At 66.2% G+C, this 18,414-nt stretch carries 23 protein-coding genes and 2 pseudogenes; 18 read left to right on the plus strand and 7 right to left on the minus strand.

The annotated features are described in order from the left end of the window. Positions 1-13: 13 nt before the first annotated feature. Entirely contained in the window at positions 14-1,645 is a 1,632-nt protein-coding gene (locus OG558_RS24500) for a universal stress protein (protein WP_405065108.1), read from the minus strand. A gap of 588 nt (positions 1,646-2,233) precedes the next feature. Here OG558_RS24500 and OG558_RS24505 point away from each other — a divergent pair. From OG558_RS24505 to OG558_RS24520, 4 genes are read left to right on the plus strand one after another with little or no spacing between them, the layout of a single operon-like run. Beyond that, entirely contained in the window at positions 2,234-2,944 is a 711-nt protein-coding gene (locus tag OG558_RS24505; RefSeq protein ID WP_405065109.1) for a hypothetical protein, read from the plus strand. Positions 2,945-2,996: 52 nt separating this feature from the next. Next, on the plus strand, positions 2,997-4,157 hold the full coding sequence (tal, locus tag OG558_RS24510) for a transaldolase (RefSeq protein WP_405065110.1): 1,161 nt from the start codon (positions 2,997-2,999) through the stop codon (positions 4,155-4,157). Continuing rightward, positions 4,120-4,617 (plus strand): VOC family protein, encoded by a 498-nt coding sequence (locus OG558_RS24515; RefSeq protein ID WP_405065111.1) that lies wholly within the window; start codon positions 4,120-4,122, stop codon positions 4,615-4,617. The genes tal and OG558_RS24515 overlap by 38 nt, the downstream gene beginning before the upstream one ends. Before the next feature lie 24 nt (positions 4,618-4,641). After that, positions 4,642-4,851, plus strand: a complete 210-nt coding sequence (locus tag OG558_RS24520) for a hypothetical protein (RefSeq protein ID WP_405065112.1) — start codon at positions 4,642-4,644, stop codon at positions 4,849-4,851. 504 nt (positions 4,852-5,355) lie between these two features. Here OG558_RS24520 and OG558_RS24525 read toward each other — a convergent pair. From OG558_RS24525 to OG558_RS24535, 3 genes are read right to left on the minus strand one after another with little or no spacing between them, the layout of a single operon-like run. After that, positions 5,356-6,210, minus strand: coding sequence for a rod shape-determining protein (locus OG558_RS24525; RefSeq protein WP_405065113.1), 855 nt, complete (start codon positions 6,208-6,210; stop codon positions 5,356-5,358). Then, positions 6,207-6,578 (minus strand): TraR/DksA family transcriptional regulator, encoded by a 372-nt coding sequence (locus OG558_RS24530; RefSeq protein ID WP_405065114.1) that lies wholly within the window; start codon positions 6,576-6,578, stop codon positions 6,207-6,209. The genes OG558_RS24525 and OG558_RS24530 overlap by 4 nt, the downstream gene beginning before the upstream one ends. 40 nt (positions 6,579-6,618) lie before the next feature. Then, complete coding sequence (locus tag OG558_RS24535; protein WP_405065115.1) at positions 6,619-6,933, minus strand: TraR/DksA family transcriptional regulator; 315 nt, start codon at positions 6,931-6,933, stop codon at positions 6,619-6,621. Between the two features lie 608 nt (positions 6,934-7,541). Between OG558_RS24535 and OG558_RS24540 the strand changes: the two are divergent. From OG558_RS24540 to OG558_RS24575, 8 genes and pseudogenes are all read left to right on the plus strand, one after another. Continuing rightward, positions 7,542-7,880, plus strand: a pseudogene (locus tag OG558_RS24540) (integrase core domain-containing protein); the annotation flags it as partial. Between the two features lie 490 nt (positions 7,881-8,370). Next, positions 8,371-8,589: a hypothetical protein gene (locus OG558_RS24545; protein WP_405065116.1), complete on the plus strand. Its 219-nt coding sequence runs from the start codon at positions 8,371-8,373 to the stop codon at positions 8,587-8,589. Positions 8,590-9,080: 491 nt separating this feature from the next. Continuing rightward, positions 9,081-9,392, plus strand: coding sequence for a hypothetical protein (locus OG558_RS24550; RefSeq protein WP_405065117.1), 312 nt, complete (start codon positions 9,081-9,083; stop codon positions 9,390-9,392). 39 nt (positions 9,393-9,431) lie between these two features. Then, positions 9,432-9,590, plus strand: a complete 159-nt coding sequence (locus OG558_RS24555; RefSeq protein ID WP_405065118.1) for a hypothetical protein — start codon at positions 9,432-9,434, stop codon at positions 9,588-9,590. Between the two features lie 413 nt (positions 9,591-10,003). Further along, positions 10,004-10,132 (plus strand): annotated as a pseudogene (locus OG558_RS24560) (Tn3 family transposase); the annotation flags it as partial. A 323-nt stretch (positions 10,133-10,455) separates the two neighbouring features. Continuing rightward, positions 10,456-10,644, plus strand: a complete 189-nt coding sequence (locus OG558_RS24565) for a hypothetical protein (protein WP_405065119.1) — start codon at positions 10,456-10,458, stop codon at positions 10,642-10,644. A gap of 41 nt (positions 10,645-10,685) precedes the next feature. Continuing rightward, the gene (locus OG558_RS24570) at positions 10,686-11,258 is read left to right on the plus strand and encodes a transaldolase family protein (protein WP_405065120.1); all 573 of its coding nucleotides are present in this window, start codon (positions 10,686-10,688) and stop codon (positions 11,256-11,258) included. Beyond that, positions 11,143-11,769: a transaldolase family protein gene (locus tag OG558_RS24575; RefSeq protein WP_405072215.1), complete on the plus strand. Its 627-nt coding sequence runs from the start codon at positions 11,143-11,145 to the stop codon at positions 11,767-11,769. The genes OG558_RS24570 and OG558_RS24575 overlap by 116 nt, the downstream gene beginning before the upstream one ends. 210 nt (positions 11,770-11,979) lie before the next feature. On the opposite strand, the gene OG558_RS24580 is transcribed toward OG558_RS24575, so the two are convergent. After that, on the minus strand, positions 11,980-12,762 hold the full coding sequence (locus OG558_RS24580; protein ID WP_405065121.1) for an IS630 family transposase: 783 nt from the start codon (positions 12,760-12,762) through the stop codon (positions 11,980-11,982). Continuing rightward, positions 12,651-13,109 carry a helix-turn-helix domain-containing protein gene (locus OG558_RS24585; protein ID WP_405064857.1) on the minus strand — a complete coding sequence of 153 codons (459 nt, stop codon included), beginning with the start codon at positions 13,107-13,109 and terminating at the stop codon, positions 12,651-12,653. The genes OG558_RS24580 and OG558_RS24585 overlap by 112 nt, the downstream gene beginning before the upstream one ends. 186 nt (positions 13,110-13,295) lie before the next feature. On the opposite strand from OG558_RS24585, the gene OG558_RS24590 reads away from it, so the two are divergent. Next, the gene (locus OG558_RS24590; RefSeq protein ID WP_405065122.1) at positions 13,296-13,967 is read left to right on the plus strand and encodes a hypothetical protein; all 672 of its coding nucleotides are present in this window, start codon (positions 13,296-13,298) and stop codon (positions 13,965-13,967) included. A 33-nt stretch (positions 13,968-14,000) separates the two neighbouring features. Here OG558_RS24590 and OG558_RS24595 read toward each other — a convergent pair whose 3' ends face one another. Then, positions 14,001-14,588 carry a TetR/AcrR family transcriptional regulator gene (locus OG558_RS24595; protein WP_405065123.1) on the minus strand — a complete coding sequence of 196 codons (588 nt, stop codon included), beginning with the start codon at positions 14,586-14,588 and terminating at the stop codon, positions 14,001-14,003. A 95-nt stretch (positions 14,589-14,683) separates the two neighbouring features. Between OG558_RS24595 and OG558_RS24600 the strand changes: the two genes are divergently transcribed. From OG558_RS24600 to ygiD, 5 genes are all read left to right on the plus strand, one after another. Next, the gene (locus OG558_RS24600) at positions 14,684-14,878 is read left to right on the plus strand and encodes a hypothetical protein (protein ID WP_405065124.1); all 195 of its coding nucleotides are present in this window, start codon (positions 14,684-14,686) and stop codon (positions 14,876-14,878) included. A 63-nt stretch (positions 14,879-14,941) separates the two neighbouring features. Next, entirely contained in the window at positions 14,942-15,409 is a 468-nt protein-coding gene (locus tag OG558_RS24605; protein WP_405065125.1) for a universal stress protein, read from the plus strand. 3 nt (positions 15,410-15,412) lie between these two features. After that, positions 15,413-15,946: a TraR/DksA family transcriptional regulator gene (locus tag OG558_RS24610; RefSeq protein WP_405065126.1), complete on the plus strand. Its 534-nt coding sequence runs from the start codon at positions 15,413-15,415 to the stop codon at positions 15,944-15,946. Between the two features lie 94 nt (positions 15,947-16,040). Next, a complete protein-coding gene (locus tag OG558_RS24615; protein ID WP_405065127.1) occupies positions 16,041-16,742 on the plus strand; it encodes a restriction endonuclease in 702 nt (233 codons plus the stop codon). 628 nt (positions 16,743-17,370) lie between these two features. Then, entirely contained in the window at positions 17,371-18,276 is a 906-nt protein-coding gene (gene ygiD, locus OG558_RS24620) for a 4,5-DOPA dioxygenase extradiol (RefSeq protein WP_405065128.1), read from the plus strand. Positions 18,277-18,414 lie beyond the last annotated feature (138 nt).

The following is an 18,414-nucleotide window of genomic DNA, read 5'->3' on the forward strand; positions in this document are numbered from 1 at the left end:
AAGCCAGACTCATCTACGGCGCTGACCCTTCGCGAGAAAGTTCGGCCGCGAACCCCTGGCGCCACGATGGGTAGTTTGGGCGCCAGTCGAGGACGCATCTGGCGTTGGTGTTGTCGGCGCCGCGGAGTCTGGTCATGAAGGCGACACCCCAACTGCCGATCGCCAATCTGGCCAGTGCTGCTGGCACACGTATCGGCTGGGGTGCGTTCAGGAGTCGGGCCAGGACCGGCAGCCACTCGCGGACATGCGCAGGCTCGTCGTCGACCACATTGAGCGCGCCGCTGACGGTACTGTCCAGGGCCGCGGCGATGGCGCCGGCGGCATCATCTGTGTGTGTGAAGGAGAAGGTTCCGGTGCCGGGTCCGATGATCGGCACCTTGCCGGCCCGCACCAGACCGATGAAGGCTCCATCAGGCGCATAGATCGTGCCGGGACCGTACAGATGACCCAGCCGCAAAACGAGTCCGCCCGCTTCCTCGGTGAGCTCTTCCAGCTCCCGCAGGGCATCGAGGACAGGACGGAACTCCTTTGGTGGGTGGTGCCAGAACGGCTCGTCCTCGGTGGCCAGACCGGGTCTCTTCGGCTCGTAGACGTAGGCCAGGCCTTGGGTGATGACGCGCTTGGCTCCGGCCTGATGAGCTGCGTCCACCAGGTTGAGGGTGCCTTGGGTCCGCAGCCGGTTGGTCTGGGCGAAGTCGCGGGACATCCGCTTCGGATCGATCCTGGCAGGGATCCTGGTGAGCAGATGGACGACGGCGTCGGGCGCGGCTACCGGACAGCTGGCGTGCTGCAGCACTGCCTGGCTCACAGAGCCAAGGAGCATGCCGGCGAAGCCGCCGCGGCCGTGCGAGCGAACCACGACCAGTTCGGCGCCAGCCGATTCGTCGATCAGCGCCTGTGCCGGATGACTGCGAACCAGCTTCGTCTGCAAGCCGATGCCGCGGATCCGCAGGTGGTCCAGCGACTCACCGAACAGTTGCTGTTCGAGCTGTGCGACAACCGCTGCGGACATGCCATGTGACGGATGCCGTCGCCGCGGCATCGCGGCGTGTACGGCGATGACTCCGACATGGCGGCGTGCGGTCTCCTGAAACGCGAACCGGATCGCTGCGGTCGAGACCTCTGACCCGTCGACGCCGACCACGATCCGGCCCCGTGGAGAGGCACGGAACGCCGCCCCCTCCCGGTGCGGACGCACCACGATCACCGGGCATGGGGCGTGCGCGGCCAGGGTGGCACTTACCGACCCGACGAGCAGACCGCGGAAACCGCCGATGCCCCGGCTGCCCACGACCACCAATTCGGCGTGTTGTGCCTGACTCAGCAACGTCGGTGCGGTGCCGGCGATAAACAGTTCAGCGGTGACTCCGATGCCGGGAGCCGCGCGCCGCGCGTGGTTCTCCGCATCGCCGAGGACCCATTCGGCCGCTGCTCGCAGACCGTCGGTCATCGGCCCGACCACCGATCTGTCGAGTGGGTTGCCGATCGTCGGCCAATTGACTGCGTGAACTATGTGCAACGGACAGTGCCGGTACGACGCCTCCGCTGCGGCCCAGGACAGCGCCCCTTGCGCGGAGACCGAACCATCGACCCCGACCAGGACCGGCCGACGGCCGCGGTACCTCACAGCAATTGCCTTCGTCATGTCGCCGCTCCGCTTCAGCTCTCGATGCCCTGCGGTACCGACCGTGTCATTCGCGCGGACCGGCGGGTACTGCCGCGACCGGCCAAGCTGTGACTGGCTTCCTGACCGACCACCGGCAATGTGAAGTCCCTGACCAGCCATGATCCAGCCGATCCAGCGCAACGGTTCGCGTTCGCACCGCCGTACTCAGCGCGCGGCTCCTTGAATGACGGCGTGGGACCTTCCGCCCGGCGCTTAGTTGACGCTGCCTTGGTTGCCGAGCGTCGGCCATCAGACCGGCCGCAGGATGGCCGATCGTGGCCATAGGCGTCGTCGCCCCGTAAGGGCAGAGTCGTCAGTGCACGAACATCAGATGCAGAAGGACGCAATGAGGGCGTACTGCGTTGTCTGGCTGAGCAGCGTGGATGACGAGTGGACTGTCGTTCGTGTGCAGCGCCGAAAGACAGGGGGCACGTGCGACCCGCCCGCACTCGTTAGGAGGTTTGTCGTGGACCAATTATCCGCCGCCCGGTTCAACGCAGCCGTCGCTGCGGTGCGGGAGAGCACACGATGAGCATCTATCGCACTGTATGGCTGTTCTTGTGTGGGATGCTCGGCGCCCTGGGCGCCGTGGTCGCCTTCACCTGGTCGTCGGCGGCGAACGTCATGCTGTTCGTCGTCGCGGCCTTCCTTGGCGGAGTCGCCGCAATGGTCGCGCTGGACCCTGAACGCACGACCCGGCTCCCGCGCGACCGACGACGAATAGTGCTCACCAGCTCGGTTCTCAGCGGGGCAGGGAGCGTGGCGCTCGTCGGCCTGGGGACGTTACTCGGTGCCCCGATGGCAGTCCTGCTGCTGGCGATCACGGTCGGCGGATCGCCCTACGCGATCCGCTTCTGCTTGCAGTGGCTCAGACAACACGGTCACCTGGCGGAGCCTTCGCTGCGGCCTGCCCCACCGGACCCTGGCGAGCGCTCGCCAGGGTCCGCGCCGAAGCAGACCTCCAGGGCCGAGCTGGACCGCCCGGCAAAGCCTCACGTCGCACCGGCCTCCCTGAGCGACGATGCCTTGTGCCTCGCCTGGCGGGCCAGCTTCTCTGCTCTGCAAAGGGCGAATTCGCCAGTACAGCGGCTGCGGATCGTCGAAGAGCGCCGGGCGTATCTCGACGAGATCGAGCACCGCAATGCCCGGGGCATGGCTGCGTGGCTGGCATCCGGGGCCAGAGCCGCCGGAGACCCCACCAGGTTCGTCCTGAGAGACAGCACGGCAGGCCGCGCCCCGATCGACTGGAACGGCCTGCTCCACGACACAGGCAAATGAACACCACAACTCGACAGCCGCTGCTGCGGACGGCAGGGAGACCAGGTACGCGATGACCAAGCTTGAGCACCTCTACGGCTACTGCGGGCAGAGCCCGTGGCTGGACAACCTCACCCGCGCCTATCTGCGTGACGGGACTCTGGCGCGCATGGTGGCCAACGGGATCCGCGGCGTCACCGCGAACCCGTCGATCTTCGCCCGGAGCATCTCCGGTTCGCACGACTACGACGACCAGTTCGCGGCGCTGATGGCGGCCGGCAAGTCGGTGGACGAGGCGTACTGGGAGTTGGTCATCTCCGACGCCAGCCAGGCCCTCGATGTTCTGCGTCCGGTCTTCGACGGGGGTGACTGCATCGACGGGTTCGTGTCGGTGGAGGTGTCTCCCGAGCTGGCTCACGACGCGCCGGGCACGATCGCCGCCGCGCGGTGGCTGCGCCGGCGGATTGACCAACCCAATCTGCTCGTGAAGATTCCAGCGACCGCCGAAGGTGTCACCGCCGTCGAGACGCTGACCGCCGAGGGCTGCAGCATCAACGTCACGCTGTTGTTCTCGCTGACCCGCTACGCCGAGATCATCGAGTCCTATCTGTCCGGGCTTGAGAAGTTCACCGCGAACGGGGGTGATCCCTCGACGGTCAGTAGCGTCGCGTCGTTCTTCGTCAGCCGGGTCGACACCGAGGTTGACCAGCGCCTCGAGGCGCTCGGGACCGACGAGGCGCTAGCCCTGCGCGGCCAAGCTGCCGTCGCGCAGGCCAAGCTGGCCTACCGGTTGTTCACCGAACAGTTCTCTAGCCGCCGCTGGCACCGGCTCGCCGTCCTGGGTGCAGATATCCAGCGTCCATTGTGGGCCTCGACGTCCACCAAGAACCCCAAGGACCGCGACACCCGCTATGTCGAGGAACTCATCGGGCCCGACACCGTCACGACCTTGCCCGAAGCAACCATCGCCGCCTTCGAGGACCACGGCAAGATGGCTCGCACCGTCGACTCCGGTGTGCCGGAGGCAGCCGAGTTGATGCAGCGGCTGGCAGCGGTCGGCATCGACATGACCGCCGTCGGCTGCACCCTGGAGGACAACGGCATCGCCAGTTTCGACAAGGCCTACCACGAGGTGCTGGCGAACCTGGCGGCATCCCCGCTGGTAGCCGGCCAGACCCGCGAGAAAGGTTCCCGGGATGTCTCTCGACGACGCAGCCGCACTCGCCGCAGCTGAACCTGGCCCCCGTCCCGGCCAGGAGAACCCAGCTGAGGCGGGACGGCCGGGGAGTTTGAGCCTTGCCTCCGCGGTGATGTTCGTGACCGAGCTGGACCGGGCGGTTGCCTTCTACACCGAGCTGCTGGCGTGGACCATCGCCGTCCGCGACCTCGACGCCGCGCTCCTCACCTGCCCTGACGGCTTCCAGCTGTATCTGCGCAGACGCGGTCCAAGGGCCCCGCACAGCCTCGGCCACATTGGCGTGCAGTACCTCATCTGGACCGCGCCCAGCCAGAGCGAACTGGACCGGTGCGAACGAGTACTGAGGCAACAGTCCGCCCAGGTGACGCGGTCAACCCTCGATGGGTTCACCCTCGTCGAGGGACGTGGACCCGACCACGCCCCGATCCTCATCGCCTACCCCGGCCCGCAGGAAGCGCCGCGGCATCAGGTCATGCAACGGATCTACCGCTGGTGACATCGACCCAGTCAAGAGGGGGCGTTGCTTGCCGTTGATGCGCAGGTAGGCGCGCGCCAGATCACCGGTGTCGCGGACCCCAGGGCCGGCCAGGTCGCGTACGCGGCCACGCGGCTGCCCGAGCGCCAGCTCGACCAGCCGGTCGGCCACCTCGCGTACGTCAACGGGCTGAAGGCGGCCGGCCGGCAGCGGCATGATGGGCAGTCTCGCGGCGCCCGCGAACAGGCGCCGTAGCGGTCACTCCCGCATTGTTGACCAGCACGTCCAGGCGCCCCGTAATGTCGATCGCGGTGCGCACCAAAGACTCTCGTCCATCGCCGAAGCTGATGTCTGCGACCGTGGCCATCCGACGAGTCACTCGCTCCAACGGTGCCAGGCCAACGCGCAGCAGGACGGCGTTGGCGACCAGCATTACGGCCAAGCCGCCGATCAGCACGACAGCCGCGGTAAGGAGTACCGGCACGGACACGGTCACGTCCACAGCAGCAGCGCCGTGGCTGCGCCAAGGACCACCGCATTGAGTCCGAAGATTCGCAAGAACAACGCCATCGCAACGTCGCCTCTCTCAATCACACCTACGCTCAGTATCCGCCCGCTGGATCCGAACCGCGCGGGAGTGCCGTACGCCCGGAACAGGACCCGTCCCGTGGCAGCCGCGGCCATCCGCCTCCTGGACCGTCAAAGTCAACTGATGGCGTTCGCCTCGGGCCAACTAGCGTCGTCCCGGAGCAGCCTCTGTCAATCGGCACGTCGCTCTGTGCCCCCGGCTGGCAGGCGCAGGGAGTCACAACGCGACTTGGTCCCGAAGCTGGGGTGGCGCTGGGCCGCGACCAGGGTGAGGCCGGCGCCACGGATGGCGGCGAAGTGCGGGGCGGGAGCGGGCCGCACCGGGGCGGACAGGCGTTTGGCCAACCGGTACGTGATCTCCGGACGCAGAGCGCCACCTCCGGTGAGCAGCAGCCCCCGGTCCAAAGCACCGACAACCTGCGGGCGGCAGTCCTGGCCCAGGAGATCGGTCACCACTGCCACGATCGACCGCACCAGCCCAGCAGCGGTCGTCGTAGTGCCCAGATCCGAGGTTCCCACGGCGAGTCGATGGGCCTGCATCACGGCACTGTGCACGAGCAGTCCCACCTCGGTGAGGTGGGCTCCGATATCCACGACCAGCAGTGGCCGGTTCAGATCGGCGCCTGCTCCGAAGGCGGCAGCTTTCACACTCTCGATGGTCAATACCTTGCGGACGTCGAGGACCTCCAGCGCGGCCAGAGCCGCGCTGCGCTGCTGGTCGGCGCACAGGACCGGGGTGGTCAAGACGATGAGGGAGTAGCGACCGAGGCCGGCTCGGCAGCCCAGCAGTTGATCGAGCATGCGCGCGGCCCCTGGGCGGTCGACGATATTGCCGCGGCGCACCGGATAAGAGACACCGTCTGCGCCTGGCGAAGTGATCGTGGGCACGTCGAAGATCAGCCCATGGTCGGGCATCCAAGCTCGGGTGCGGGCGCTGCCCAGGTCGATCGCTATGCCGAAAGACCGCTGGCTAGCCGACCACGCTCCACGGCGTTGCAGCGGCGCCCTACGCGGAAACGAAGTCATGAGGCTGCCTCCTTGAGTTGGTGGCACGGCCCGCAGTACCGATCGTGCGGAATGATGCGCAAGCGCGGCAGAGGGATGGGCCAGTCGCACAGGTGGCAGCTGCCGTACATGCCGGACTTCATCCGGCTGAGCGCGGCGTCGACATCGGTGAGTACCACTTGGGCGGCTGCAGCAAGCGCGTTCAGCACCTCTTCTCGGGCTATCGCGTGCTGGTCGTCTGGCCGGCCGCCGTCGATTGGCCAGACTTCGGCGATGCCGTCCAGTTGCTCCAGGCGGAACGCGCGCTCGTCGTGAAGATCAGCGCGCAGCGAGGCCAGATCCTCGGGGGCGAGTTCGACTTCGCCGACAGTGGCGAACGAGTAAGTCAAGGCTTCACAACCCTCTACCAGGCGTAAGAAGACAGACAGATCAGGAGGCGCGCTGCTGACAATCGACGCAATAGCGCACGTAGGGCAGGATCCCCAGACGTTCAACTGGAATACTCGTGCCGCAGTGCTGGCACGTGCCATAGGAGCGGTTGGTCAGACGGTCCTCGGCAGCCTTGATCTCGGTCAGCACGCGCCGGATGGCGGCTGTCTGAGCCGCGATGAGTTCCTCTGCGGCGTGGGCAGCGCCGTCTTCGATTGCGCTCAATTGAATGAGACGGGAGCTGTGTTCGTGTCCCAGGCGCTGGCGGGCCTCATGCACGTCATGCTCAGGGGAACGGGCCGCGTCGGTGCTCACTTAAGGTACGTCCTCTCACGAACAGTGGACATGAAGATAGGCGCCGCTGAGGCCAACAGGGCCACGTCTTGCGCGCCGTTCGCCTCAGTTGCGTCCTGCCTCCAACCATGGTTGAGGCCGACCGCAACCACCATCGGGGCCAACACCCATTTATGGTGGTGGCGGGGCTGTACGTCCCAACCCGACCCCGGTGGGTGCCCCTGGCTTCATAGGCCGCTGACGCACCTGAATGCCGGATGGTGGCGGCCACGACGGGGCTGTTTGACTTTGCGGCGCCTGGCACCTTTCCTTCAGGTCGGCGTCTGCATTGAGACATCAGCCCAGAGCCCACCACGGCTTCTAGTCGATAGCGTAGCGCCTTGAGCGCCGCATGAAGGCCCGGTGGAAGCGGTGGGACCGGCGCTGTTCCGGCCAGGCAGCAGATGACCGCCCCGTTGGCGGTCTGCCGCATCGGCTGGTGCGCACCGGTCGTCGCCGGTACCTCGTTGCCTGGGACATCGATCGTGACGATTGGCGACAGGGCTCCAGATTCGACGGAGAAGGCATCCAACACAATCGTTCGATTCCTGCCAATTCGTGTGGGCTGAATCTCAGAAATGCTGCTTTGCGCGTTGGCCTGGTTCACCGACCACGGTGTCACCGTCGAACGCGTCCTGTCCGACAACGGCTCGGCCTACAAATCCTCCGCCTGGCGCGACGCCTGCACCGAGCTCGGCATCACCCCGAAACACACCCGGCCCCACGGGCCCCAAACCAACGGCATCGAGAGATTCCACCGAACCCTGGCCGACGGCTGGACCTACACCCGGCACTACCAATCAGAAACCGAACGACGAACAGCCCTACCCGCCTGGCTCCACTTCTACAATCACCACCGACCCCACTCCGCCATCGGAGGCCAGCCACCCATCACCCGGCTGACCAACCTCCCTGGACATCACACCTAGGCCGGCGCGCCCGGCGCAGACACCGAGCCGTCGACACCGACAAGGACCGGGCGGCGGTCACGGTTTAATGCGACTACACACGGGTCGGAGGAGGCGCATTCCGTCGCGCCCTTCCCATGCCGCGGCGCCAATGCCGGAGGCTTGCGCGTAGGCTGCGACGCGCGCCGCTACGGCGCGTGGCGGGCAGGCGGTAGCTGGGCCTATCGGCGGGCCCCCAGTAGGGAATGGTCTCGGCCCGGTAGTCGTGGGTTGATACAGCATTTGCCTTCGTCATGTCGTCGCTCCGTTCAGCTTGGATCCCTGTGGCTTCGACTGTGCCGTTCCTGCGCCACGACAGGTACTGCCACGATCGGCGAACCTGTGACCGGCCTTATGGCCGACGCCCGGCAACGATGCTCTACTGGAACAGCGCCTCACACCCGCATCGATCCCGCGCGAAGGGGAGTGAGATAAGCGAATCCCGTCGGCTACCGCGTTCGGGCGACGGCCCGTGAACAGCGCAGATGAAGCCTGGCTGACCGCGATCGCACAGGCCGCCGTCGGGGATTCCCAAGCGCCGCTGGAGCTGCTGATCGAATACCTCACCTTGCTCGCGGACGCTGCCATCGCCGGGCTGCAGCCCCGCGAGCACGAGCTCGCGATCGTGCGCGAACTCGGGCGTCGCGCCGCCGAGCAAGGCAGCCCCGCCGGCCGGGTCGTCGATCTGTAGCCCGCTGCTGGATTTGTCGCTGGAGGTGCCGGATGGTGCGCGGACGTCTCGGTTCGACCAGCTCCGGAAGGGACCGTCCGCGAAGCCGTCGGGGCCGCAGATGGTGAAAGCGTTGGACCGCGTGTCGCAGATCGCCGGCCTCGGGGTCGGCGGGATCGATCTGACCGCGGTACCGGCGCGGCGGGTGGCCGAGCTGGCCCGATACGGGCTGTCAGGCAAGGCTCCGGCGTTGAAGCGGCACCCGGTTGAGCGCCGGCTGGCCACGATGCTCGCCGCGCTCCGGCACCTACAGGGCAAGGCGGTCGATGACGCCTTGGAGCTCCTGGACGGTGTTGCTGGTGTCGGAACCTGCTGGCTCGCGGGGAGCGGGAGTCGAACAGGGAGAAGCTGCGCCGTTACCCGTGGGTCTCCAAGGATGCGGGCAAGCTTGCGGCTGCGGTGGAGGTGCTGTTCGAGGCGACTGAGTTGGCGAGAACATCACCGTCGAGCAGTTGTGGGAGTCGATCGAAGCGGTGGTGTCGCGCGCGGAACTACGCGCGGCGGTGGACAAGATCGACGATGTGGCACCACCACCGGGAGCCGATCCGGATGGGGAATGGCGCGCCGAGCTCGCCGGGCGGATCGCCACAGTGCGGGGTTCTCTGCCGATGCTGTGCGAGGTGATCTCCTTCGGCGCGACCACCGACGGCGAGCGGGTCCTGGCCGCGATGCGTGCGCTGCCGGAGGTGCTGGCCTACCGGTCACGCAAGCTGACTGGCGGACAGATCCCGGACTGTGATCGATGCCGACCTGCTGGGTGGTGAGCGGCGCCGGCTGGTGCACCGGCGGGGCTGCCGGACGGCGTGGTCGACAAGGCGGGCTGGGAGTTCTGTGTAGGGGAGCGGTTCCATCGGGCGCTGCTGCGTCGCGATGTGTACGCGGCGACGTCGACCAGGTGGCGTGATCCGCGGGCCCAGTTGCTCGACGGGCCTGCGTGGGTGGCGGCGATCCGGCCGCGTTGAACTCGCTCGGGCTGCCCGAGGATCCGGATCGGCTGCTGGCTGGGGCATGCAAGGCTGCTGGATGTCTCCTACCGCGAGGTCGGCGGCCGGCTGGTGGTGAACACCGCCGTCACCGTCGACGACGGCCAGCTGCATGTGCAACACATTGAAGGCCTCCCAGACCCACCGAGCCTGATCGATCTGCGCCAGCGGCTGCAGGCCATGCTGCCGAGGGGTGGATCTGTCTGAGGTGCTGCTCGAGGTCGCAGCCTGGCAGCCAAGATTCGTCGAAGCGTTCACCGCGGTGTCCGGCGGCGGGACCCGGCTGGCCGATCTGCACGTTACGATCGCGGCCGTCCTGACCGCGCACGCCCTCAACATCGGGTACCCACCGGTCATGTCGCCAGGGATAGCGGTACTGACCCCGCGACCGGCTGTCCCACCTGGACCAGAACTATCTGCGCGCCGAAACCTACGCCGCGAACGCGCCTTTGATCGAGGCCCAGACCCAGATTGAGCTGGCCCAGGCCTGGGGTGGCGGCCTGGGCGCGGCGATCGACGGGATGCTGATGGAAAGGTGTGTTGACGGCCGCGCTTTTGAACGCGGAGGCTCCGGCAGCGGGGAGGCTCAGCCTGTGTCAGCGATCGATGCGGAGGGTGTTCCCTTCGACCAGTGGGCTCTGGCTGCGTGGCGGCTGTCAGGGCGTCGAGGGGACTGGGCGCCATTTCCGACGCGCCACTTGGGTACTTCCGGCTTGGGTCGGGCCGCTATGGTCGCGGCCGGCCTTGTCTGCGACCGATCACTGCAACGAGAACCTCGATGTCATGATTGTCGAAGCGACCAGTCGCGGAAAATCTACGCTGGCCCTGGGGCACCTCGCAACGGATGCGGATCGTCGACGAGCGCCGGGCATATCTCGACGAGATCGAACGCCGAAGCGTGCACGGCATGGCGGCGTGGCTGGCGTCAGGGCCGAGGGCCGCTGGAGACCCGAGCAGATTCGTGCTGGGCGACGGCGCTGCAAGTCGCGCCCGCATTGATTGGGACGACCTGCTCCACGACATGGAGCAGTGAACAACCACGACTCCGGCGGATACCGGGGGACCGAGAGCGCGATGACCAAACTGGAACATCTCTATGCCTACTTCGGGCAGAGCCCCTGGCTCGACAATCTCACCCGGGCCTACCTGCGTGACGGAACTCTGACGCGATTGGTCGGCAAAGGGATCCGCGGCGTCACAGCGAATCCGACGATCTTCGCCAGGAGCATCCTTGGATCCGACGACTACGACGAGCAGTTCTCGGCGCTGATGTCGGTCGGCGCATCGGTGGACAAGGCGTACTGGGAGTTGCTCATGTCCGACGTCGGCCAGGCGCTCACTGTACTGCGACCGGTCTTCGACGCCGGAGACTGCGTTGACGGGTTCGTGTCGGTGGAAGTGTCTCCGGAGTTGGCTCACGACGCGGCCGGCACGATCGACGCAGCGCGATGGTTGCGGCGTCGTCTCGCCCCAACCCAATCTGCTGGTGAAGATCCCGGCGACGGCCGAAGGTGTGACCGCCGTCGAAACGCTGACCGGCGAAGGGAGCAGTGTCAACGTGACGCTGCTGTTCTCCCTGTCCCGCTACGCCGAGATCATCGAGGCGTACCTGTCCGGCCTGGAGAAGTTCACTGCGAACGGCGGTGATCCCTCGACTGTCAGCAGCGTCGCATCTTTCTTCGTGAGCCGGGTTGATACCGAGGTCGACCATCGACTCGAGGCGCTCGGCACCGACGAGGCGCTGGCCCTGCGCGGTCAGGCCGCCGTCGCTCAGGCCAAGCTGGCCTACCGGTCGTTCACCGAACAGTTCTCGAGCCGACGCTGGCACCACCTCGCCGACCTGGGAGCTGATATCCAGCGTCCGCTGTGGGTCTCGACGTCCACCAAGAATCCCGGCGACCGCGACACCCGCTATGTCGAGGAGCTCATCGGCCCCGACACTGTCACGACTTTGCCCGAGGCAACCATTGCCGCCTTCGAGGACCACGGCAGAACGGCGCGGACCGTCGACCACGGTCTATCGCAGGCAGCCGAAATCATGGAACGCCTGGCTGCGGTCGGTATCGACATGACGGCCGTGGGACGCACCCTCGAAGAGAACGGCATCGCCAGCTTCGAAAAGGCTTACCAGGACGTTCTCGCGAAACTCACGAGATGAAGGCTGCGCAGCGTCGAACTGCCCCGCGCCGACGTCGAGCCGACAGATAGGTGGGCCGGTCGCGGTCGTCCGCATCGGGCGCTGTTGCCGGACGCCGGAAGCAGGGCATCGGACGGTTCGCCGATCGCGGCCCTACTCGTCATCGCCGCAGCGCGGCAAGGTTGGACGTGACCAACGGTATGACGGAGTACTGCTAGTAGATCGTCGCAGCTAATTGTTTGGGTATAGGTGGCGGAGTTTGGTGCGTGCGTCGTGGGTGGTGAATTGCCAGTCGACCTGACGCTGGGTGGTGTTGGTGGCTTGTTGCCAGGCGGCGAGTTCGGTGTTCAGGAGGGTGAGGTCGTCGAGCCGGCGGTCGAGACATTGGCGGGTGAGCGCGGACAGTTCGATCTCGGCGATGTTGAGCCAGGAGCCGTGTTTGGGGGTGTGGTGGATCTCGAGGCGCTGCGCCAACGCGAACGCCTTGGCCGGATCGAACGCCTCATAGAGCGATCCGATGGTGTGGGTGTTGAGGTTGTCCATCACCAGCACCACCTTCTCGGCGTCGGGGTAGTCGAGGGTGAGTAGCCGTTCGGTCTGGTGGGCCCAGTCGGTCCTGGTTCGCTGTGGCTGGGCGTCGACGCGCCGCCAGCCGGCCAGCGGCTCGACCCAGCAGAAGATCGAGCAGGTGCCGCGGCGGACGTACTCGCTGTCTTCCTTCAGGTCCTGTCCCGGTGCGGCGGGGATCGGGTCGCGGGCGTGACCCAGCAGCTGGTAGGGCTTCTCGTCCATGCACACCACCGGACGCGCCGGGTCGAAGCGGCGGGCGTAGACCGCGAGAACGTCTTCCATCGCGGCAGCGAACTGCGCGTTCGCCGTGGGTGGGATGGTCCAGCACTTCTTCAGATGAGGACGCAGCCTCGTTTTTTTAACACCCGCCCGATCGTGGAGTGATCCAGGTCCGGAATGTCCTCGACCAGCGCGACATGCCTTTCCAGCAACCGCAGCGACCACCGGGCATAGCCCTGCGGTGGCTGCGAGCACGCCAGCGCGATCAGCCTCGCCTCGACCTCGCCGGTCACCGGCGAGGGCACCGGCGGATGCTCACGCTGCTTGCGCGAGATCGTGGCGTCCACATCCCCGCCGGTCTCAGCGAACCGCTTGGCGACCAGCCGCAGCATCTCGGCCGAGACACCGACCCGGGCCGCGAGCACCTCCTGGGTATCGACCTCGCCCACCGAGGTATCCAGCGCGAGCAGCACCCGCGCCCGCCTGATCACCGCGGCCGGATGCACACCCGTCGTGGTCACCCGAACCAGCCAGTCACGATCCGCCTCGGTCAACACCACCGGACGCTTCATCAGCGAAGGCACGACAACAGTCCTGTCTGGCAGAGGGGAAGGAAGATCTGCCGGACCCAAACCTCCCAACCACACCCCCAGAACTAAGCAGCGACACGCTACTAGGAGGTGCGTCGTGCACCTGTGGGGAGGGTGTGTCGTGTCGTCTGGCTGCTGTTGTGCGGGCTGCTCGGTGCGGTAGGCGCGATGGCTGCGTTCACGTTGTCGCTCGGTGCGGTGATCGCCGCGCTGGTGATGGCGGCCGTCGTCGGCGGTTTTCTCACCTGGCTCGTCCTGACGCCCGAAGGTGACAACCCACGACTCCCGCGCTGCCAGCGACGAGCGGTGGCAGCGAGTTCGGCTCTCAGCGGCGGTGGCTGCGTGGCATTGATCGGCTTGGGGACCCTTCTGGGCGCCCCGACAGCGGTGGTTCTCGTGACCTTTGCGGTCGGCGGATCGCCTCGAGTCATCCGGTTCTGCGTCCGCTGGCTCAGGCAACACGACTACCTGCAAATGCCGCACCGCCAGGGTGTTGCCGCAGACCGTACCGGAACCTTGTCGGAGTCTGTCCTGGAGCCCGGCGCAAACGCCGAATCGGAGCCACCAGCACCTGTCCGGACCGACGCTTCCGAACTGAGCGACTACGACTTGTGCCTGGCATGGCGGGCCAGTTTCTCTGCGCTGCAACGGTCCACCTCACTGGCGCAGCGCTTGCGGATCGTCGCACAACGACAGGCCTGCCTCGACGAGCTCGAGCGCCGAAATCGTCGCGGCATCGCGGTCTGGCTGGCCTCCGGCGCGAGAGCCGCGGGAGACCCCAGCCCGTTCGTTCTCGGCGACACGGTGCGGGCCGTTCTCCGATCGATTGGGACAGGCTGATCCATGGGACAGGCAAATGAGCCGCTCGTCCCGTCAGCTGCGCGACAGGTGCGACGTCACCGCAGGCGTCAGGAAGTCGATGGCGCGGTCGGTCCACCCTTCACGCGGACTCCCGAATCTGAGGACCTCTGCGAGGTACGCGCCGACGAGGATTCCGAGAACGGTGTCGGGATCGATGTCGGGGGAGAGCCGGCCCGATTCGATGTCGGCATTCATCAGATCGATGAGCGAACTCAGACGAGTGGCAAGTCGCGCGCGTACGGCAGTGGTGAATTCAGGATCACTGTCGCTTATGACGGCCGCCGTCGCACCCGGGCCGAGCCGATTTTGCAAGATGTCGCAGATCCGGTCGAGAACCCAGCGCAGCTTCTCTCGGACCGGGAGGTCAGGGGCCGGCGGAGCAGGTTCGACAAGCCGCTCCATGAGCGCGGTCAGGAGCTCGCGCCGGCTGCGATAGCGCCGGTAGATCGTCGTACGCGCAACGCCGGATCGATGTGCGACCGAGTCGATGTTCACCGCGGCCGGGCCTTTCTGGCGAAGCAACTCGTGAGCCGCCTCGAAGATGCGCTCGTCGGTCGACTCGAGCCGGGGGCGGCCTCGTCCGTGTGTGGTGTGGGGCATGAGTCCAGTCTGCCGGGAATAGATCTGCAGTCAATTACGCTACAGTCAGTGTAGCGATGAATGTTGGAGCGACAACCCGAAGAGGAGTGGTAACCGTGACAGGTGGAATTGAGGCGATTCTCCTGATGCTGCTTGGGGTGACGGTGGTGATCATCACCGTCCGACTCGCTGTGCGCGCCCACCGGATCAAGCAGGCGGCCTTGCCCAAGCCGGCGACTGACTCCGGTTCGGCGGGCACTGCCGGCGACGCGCCGGAGCCTGAGTCCGCCATGAGCGCGGGTCGTCGCTGACGACCTACGCCGTACCCCAGGACGCGCTCGATGCGCGCGTACATCACCAGAGGAGAGACAGAGATGGAGAAGATCGTCGTCGGTGTCGACGGCAGCGAGTCTGCACAACAAGCCCTGGAATGGGCGGCAGCTGAGGCCAAACTGCGTGGCGCTGACCTGCTCGTCGTACACACCTGGCAGCAACCAGCTGCTGTCCTGATGTCCCCGTATGCGCCGGTGCTGGCCGATACCGCCGCGTTGGAGGAGGCAGCATGGCGGACGCTGACCGACAGTGTGGCCGCGGCAAACGTCACTGAAATCGTAGGTCAGGTTCAACAAGTCGTTGTGCAAGGCTCCGCCGCACCAGCTCTGATCGAAGCGGCACGGGAGAGCTCGCTCCTCGTGGTCGGTTTGCGCGGACGAGGCGGCTTCGCCGGGCTGCTGCTCGGGTCGGTCAGTCAGCAGGTCGCTCACGAGGCCACCGTTCCCATCGTGATCATCCCGCCGGTCGCCAGAGCGACGGACGGAAACCGCAGCCAGGCGGAGGGCTGATCGATGGCTTCCGTGATCGAGGTTGGAGGTGCTGTGGCGGCCGGTCAGAGGGCTGTCCGGGACAGACAGATGTTGTCCGCAGACGAACTTGCCCGACTCAAGCTGAGGCTGCGCGAACACCGCATCTTCCGCCGGAACCAATTGCGTGAGCTCTCCGCATGGCCTAGGCAGGCACAAACGGAGTGCACGAGTGCGCGGATCGAGGTTCAGGCCCAGCTCACTGCTGCTGCGATGAAGGTACTGACTGACAGCGAGGCCGCCTTGAATCGGATCGACACCGGCGTGTACGGCCATTGCGAGATCTGCGAAGCGCCGATCGGTCTGCAACGTCTTCGAATCATGCCGCATCTTCGCTACTGCGCCCAGTGCCACCATGCCGAGGAGGTCGCAGTCCGAGAGGTTGTCCTCGTCTCTGGTGAGCCGCTGTCGGCGGTGGGTGCCATGATCGGCGACCAGGAGTTGTCTGGGGAGGGGTCGCGTGGAAGAGGCACAGAAATGGACCTGGGTAGCGCCACCGAACTGGCCGTCGGCGCCTGACGGTTGGGCTCCGGGAGAGACTTGGCAACCGGATCCCACATGGGGTCCGCCGCCCGTCGGCTGGCAATTCTGGCAGCTTCGGCCGCAGGTTGCGATGCAGGCTCGAGTCGTCGTCGACACGTGGGAAGAGGCGGAACGTCTGGCAGCCTGGCATATGAAGAGCCTCGGCTTCGCCGACGCGGCTGTCACCGGAGCAGGCAACGACGGTGGTATCGACGTCCGTTCCGCTCAGGCGGTTGCCCAGGTCAAGTACTACGCGCAGGCACCGGTGGGAGCGCCGGCGGTTGAGCAGTTGCGTGGTGCAGCTTACGACCGGCAGTGCGCGATCTTCTACTCTCTCAGCCCTTATACAGCGGCCGCTAGTGACTTCGCGGACTCTGCCGGAGTTGCCCTGTTCTCGTACGATCTGGCAGGAAACGTTGCTGCGGTCAACGGCCCGGCGAAGTCGCTGGCGGCTACGGCCGGTATGGATGAGGCTGCAAGGCCGGAGATCTTTGAACTCCATCGATCCGTCCAGGGTTCGGTGCAGAGCATGGTCGACCGCGAACCGGCCGTCATGCGTCGGATCCTCGAATACGCGGCGCGAGCTCGGCAGGAAGGCGGACACTGGGCAGTCGTCGCACAGCAGGTGATCGACATCCTTTCCGAAAACTCAAAGAGCCTGCAGTACCTCCTTGCCTCGTCGAACGGCTCGGTCGACTCGGCATTTCTGGAGAGTCTCGAGGCCATCATCCTGTCGAATCGGAGAGCCGCAAGCATGCTGTCAATCGATGTCGACCGGATCAGCCGGGCTTGAACCGTCTCGCCCTGAACGCTTGTCCTGGGGGCCTATATGGCCGGGGCTGAGTCCGGCGACGCTCGGGTGGCTGGTAAACAACCGCGAGGGTGGCTGTGGTCGACGCCTGGTTCTCGTGACTGGAGGTGGCCATCGACGATCTCGCGCGCCGCTCAATGTCGAAGACTCACCAGTTCGCCGGAGGATCACTGGCTGGGAAGGAGTCGAGTCCCCAAATTTCGACGATGTCCGGGGCCGCGGGCTCCCGCGGCTCCGGCGCCGGGCTTTCCGAGGGCCTTGGGGCGCCGGTGTCGAGGTCTGCGGGTACCTGCGGTGGTGGCGAACTGCTCATCTCGTCTGCATACTGACATGCCGAACACACGTCGGCCATAGCCAACGAGTGGTCGTGGCCGACACTGACCTGGGTAGCGCAGTTGCCGCCCTGACACGCCGGTCCCGCAGCCAGCAGGCTCGTCGCCCGGAAGCGCTCAAGGGGTCTCCTGTCCCGGTGCAACATCCCGTCCCGCGACGTGGCCGAAAACGAGGCCCAGTGGGATCTCAGCGGTGCTTTTCGATACCCAATGCGTAGTGAAAAACATCGGGCATCTGTTCTCGGCCGGCTCGACGCTCTCCTGTGTGGTGCGGACGTATGGCCGCGCGGCGTAATGTCGGGCTGGACTCGAATCGGGAGATGACCGTGGACAAGACCCGCATGCCCGTTGCTTTCCTCGGCCACGGCAACCCGATGAACGCGCTCCAGACGAACCGCTATACCGAGGCCTGGCGGATCTTCGGCGCATCGGTGCCGCGGCCCCGCGCGATCCTGGTCATCTCCGCGCACTGGTACACCAATGCGACGGCAGTGACCGCGATGCCCCGGCCTCGGACCATCCACGACTTCTACGGATTCCCGCAGGAGTTGTTCGATGTGCAGTACCCGGCGCCTGGGGCGCCAGAGGTCGCGGAACTCGTGGCGGACGTCTGCAAGCCCCGCTGGGTCGGACAGGACATCGACAGCTGGGGAATCGACCACGGCACATGGTCGGTACTGCTCCACGCCTTCCCGGACGCCTCGATCCCGGTCGTCCAGCTGTCTCTCAACGCGTTCAAGGACTTCGACCATCACCTCGAACTCGGCCGTAAGCTGAGCCCGCTGCGTGACGAGGGCGTTCTCATCCTCGGCAGTGGCAACATCGTCCACAATCTGCGCGCCGTCGATTACCGCAAGCCGGACTCGGGATACGACTGGGCGTTGCGTTTCGACGAAGCCGCGCGCGAGCTGCTCGAGGGCTCCCCCTCGGAGGTCGCGGCTCTGGATGCTCATCCTGACTTCGCCCAGGCGGTTCCGACGCCAGACCACTTCCTGCCTCTGCTCTACGCGGCCGGGCTCGCCGACGATGAGCCGTTCGATCTCCTTGTCGACGGACATGCCGCCGGCTCGATCTCGATGGCCGCCTACACTCTCGGGCTCGATTGTGACGCGACCGTCGGCTCAGCAGCGGGGCCTGCTGCCGCACTGCCAGACGACGTTCCGACGACCGAGAGCAACCTCTGAATCATGGTGTGATCCGAGCCGTGGCCGGCCTGCGAGACGAGGTTCTCGCCAATTATGCTACAGTCCACGTATCGAAAGGCTTGGATGACCATCGGGCAGTAGACGGGTCGCCGAAGATCGTGAAGCACGTGCATTTCG

Source organism: Kribbella sp. NBC_01510 (assembly GCF_045040325.1).
Taxonomy (GTDB): domain Bacteria; phylum Actinomycetota; class Actinomycetes; order Propionibacteriales; family Kribbellaceae; genus Kribbella.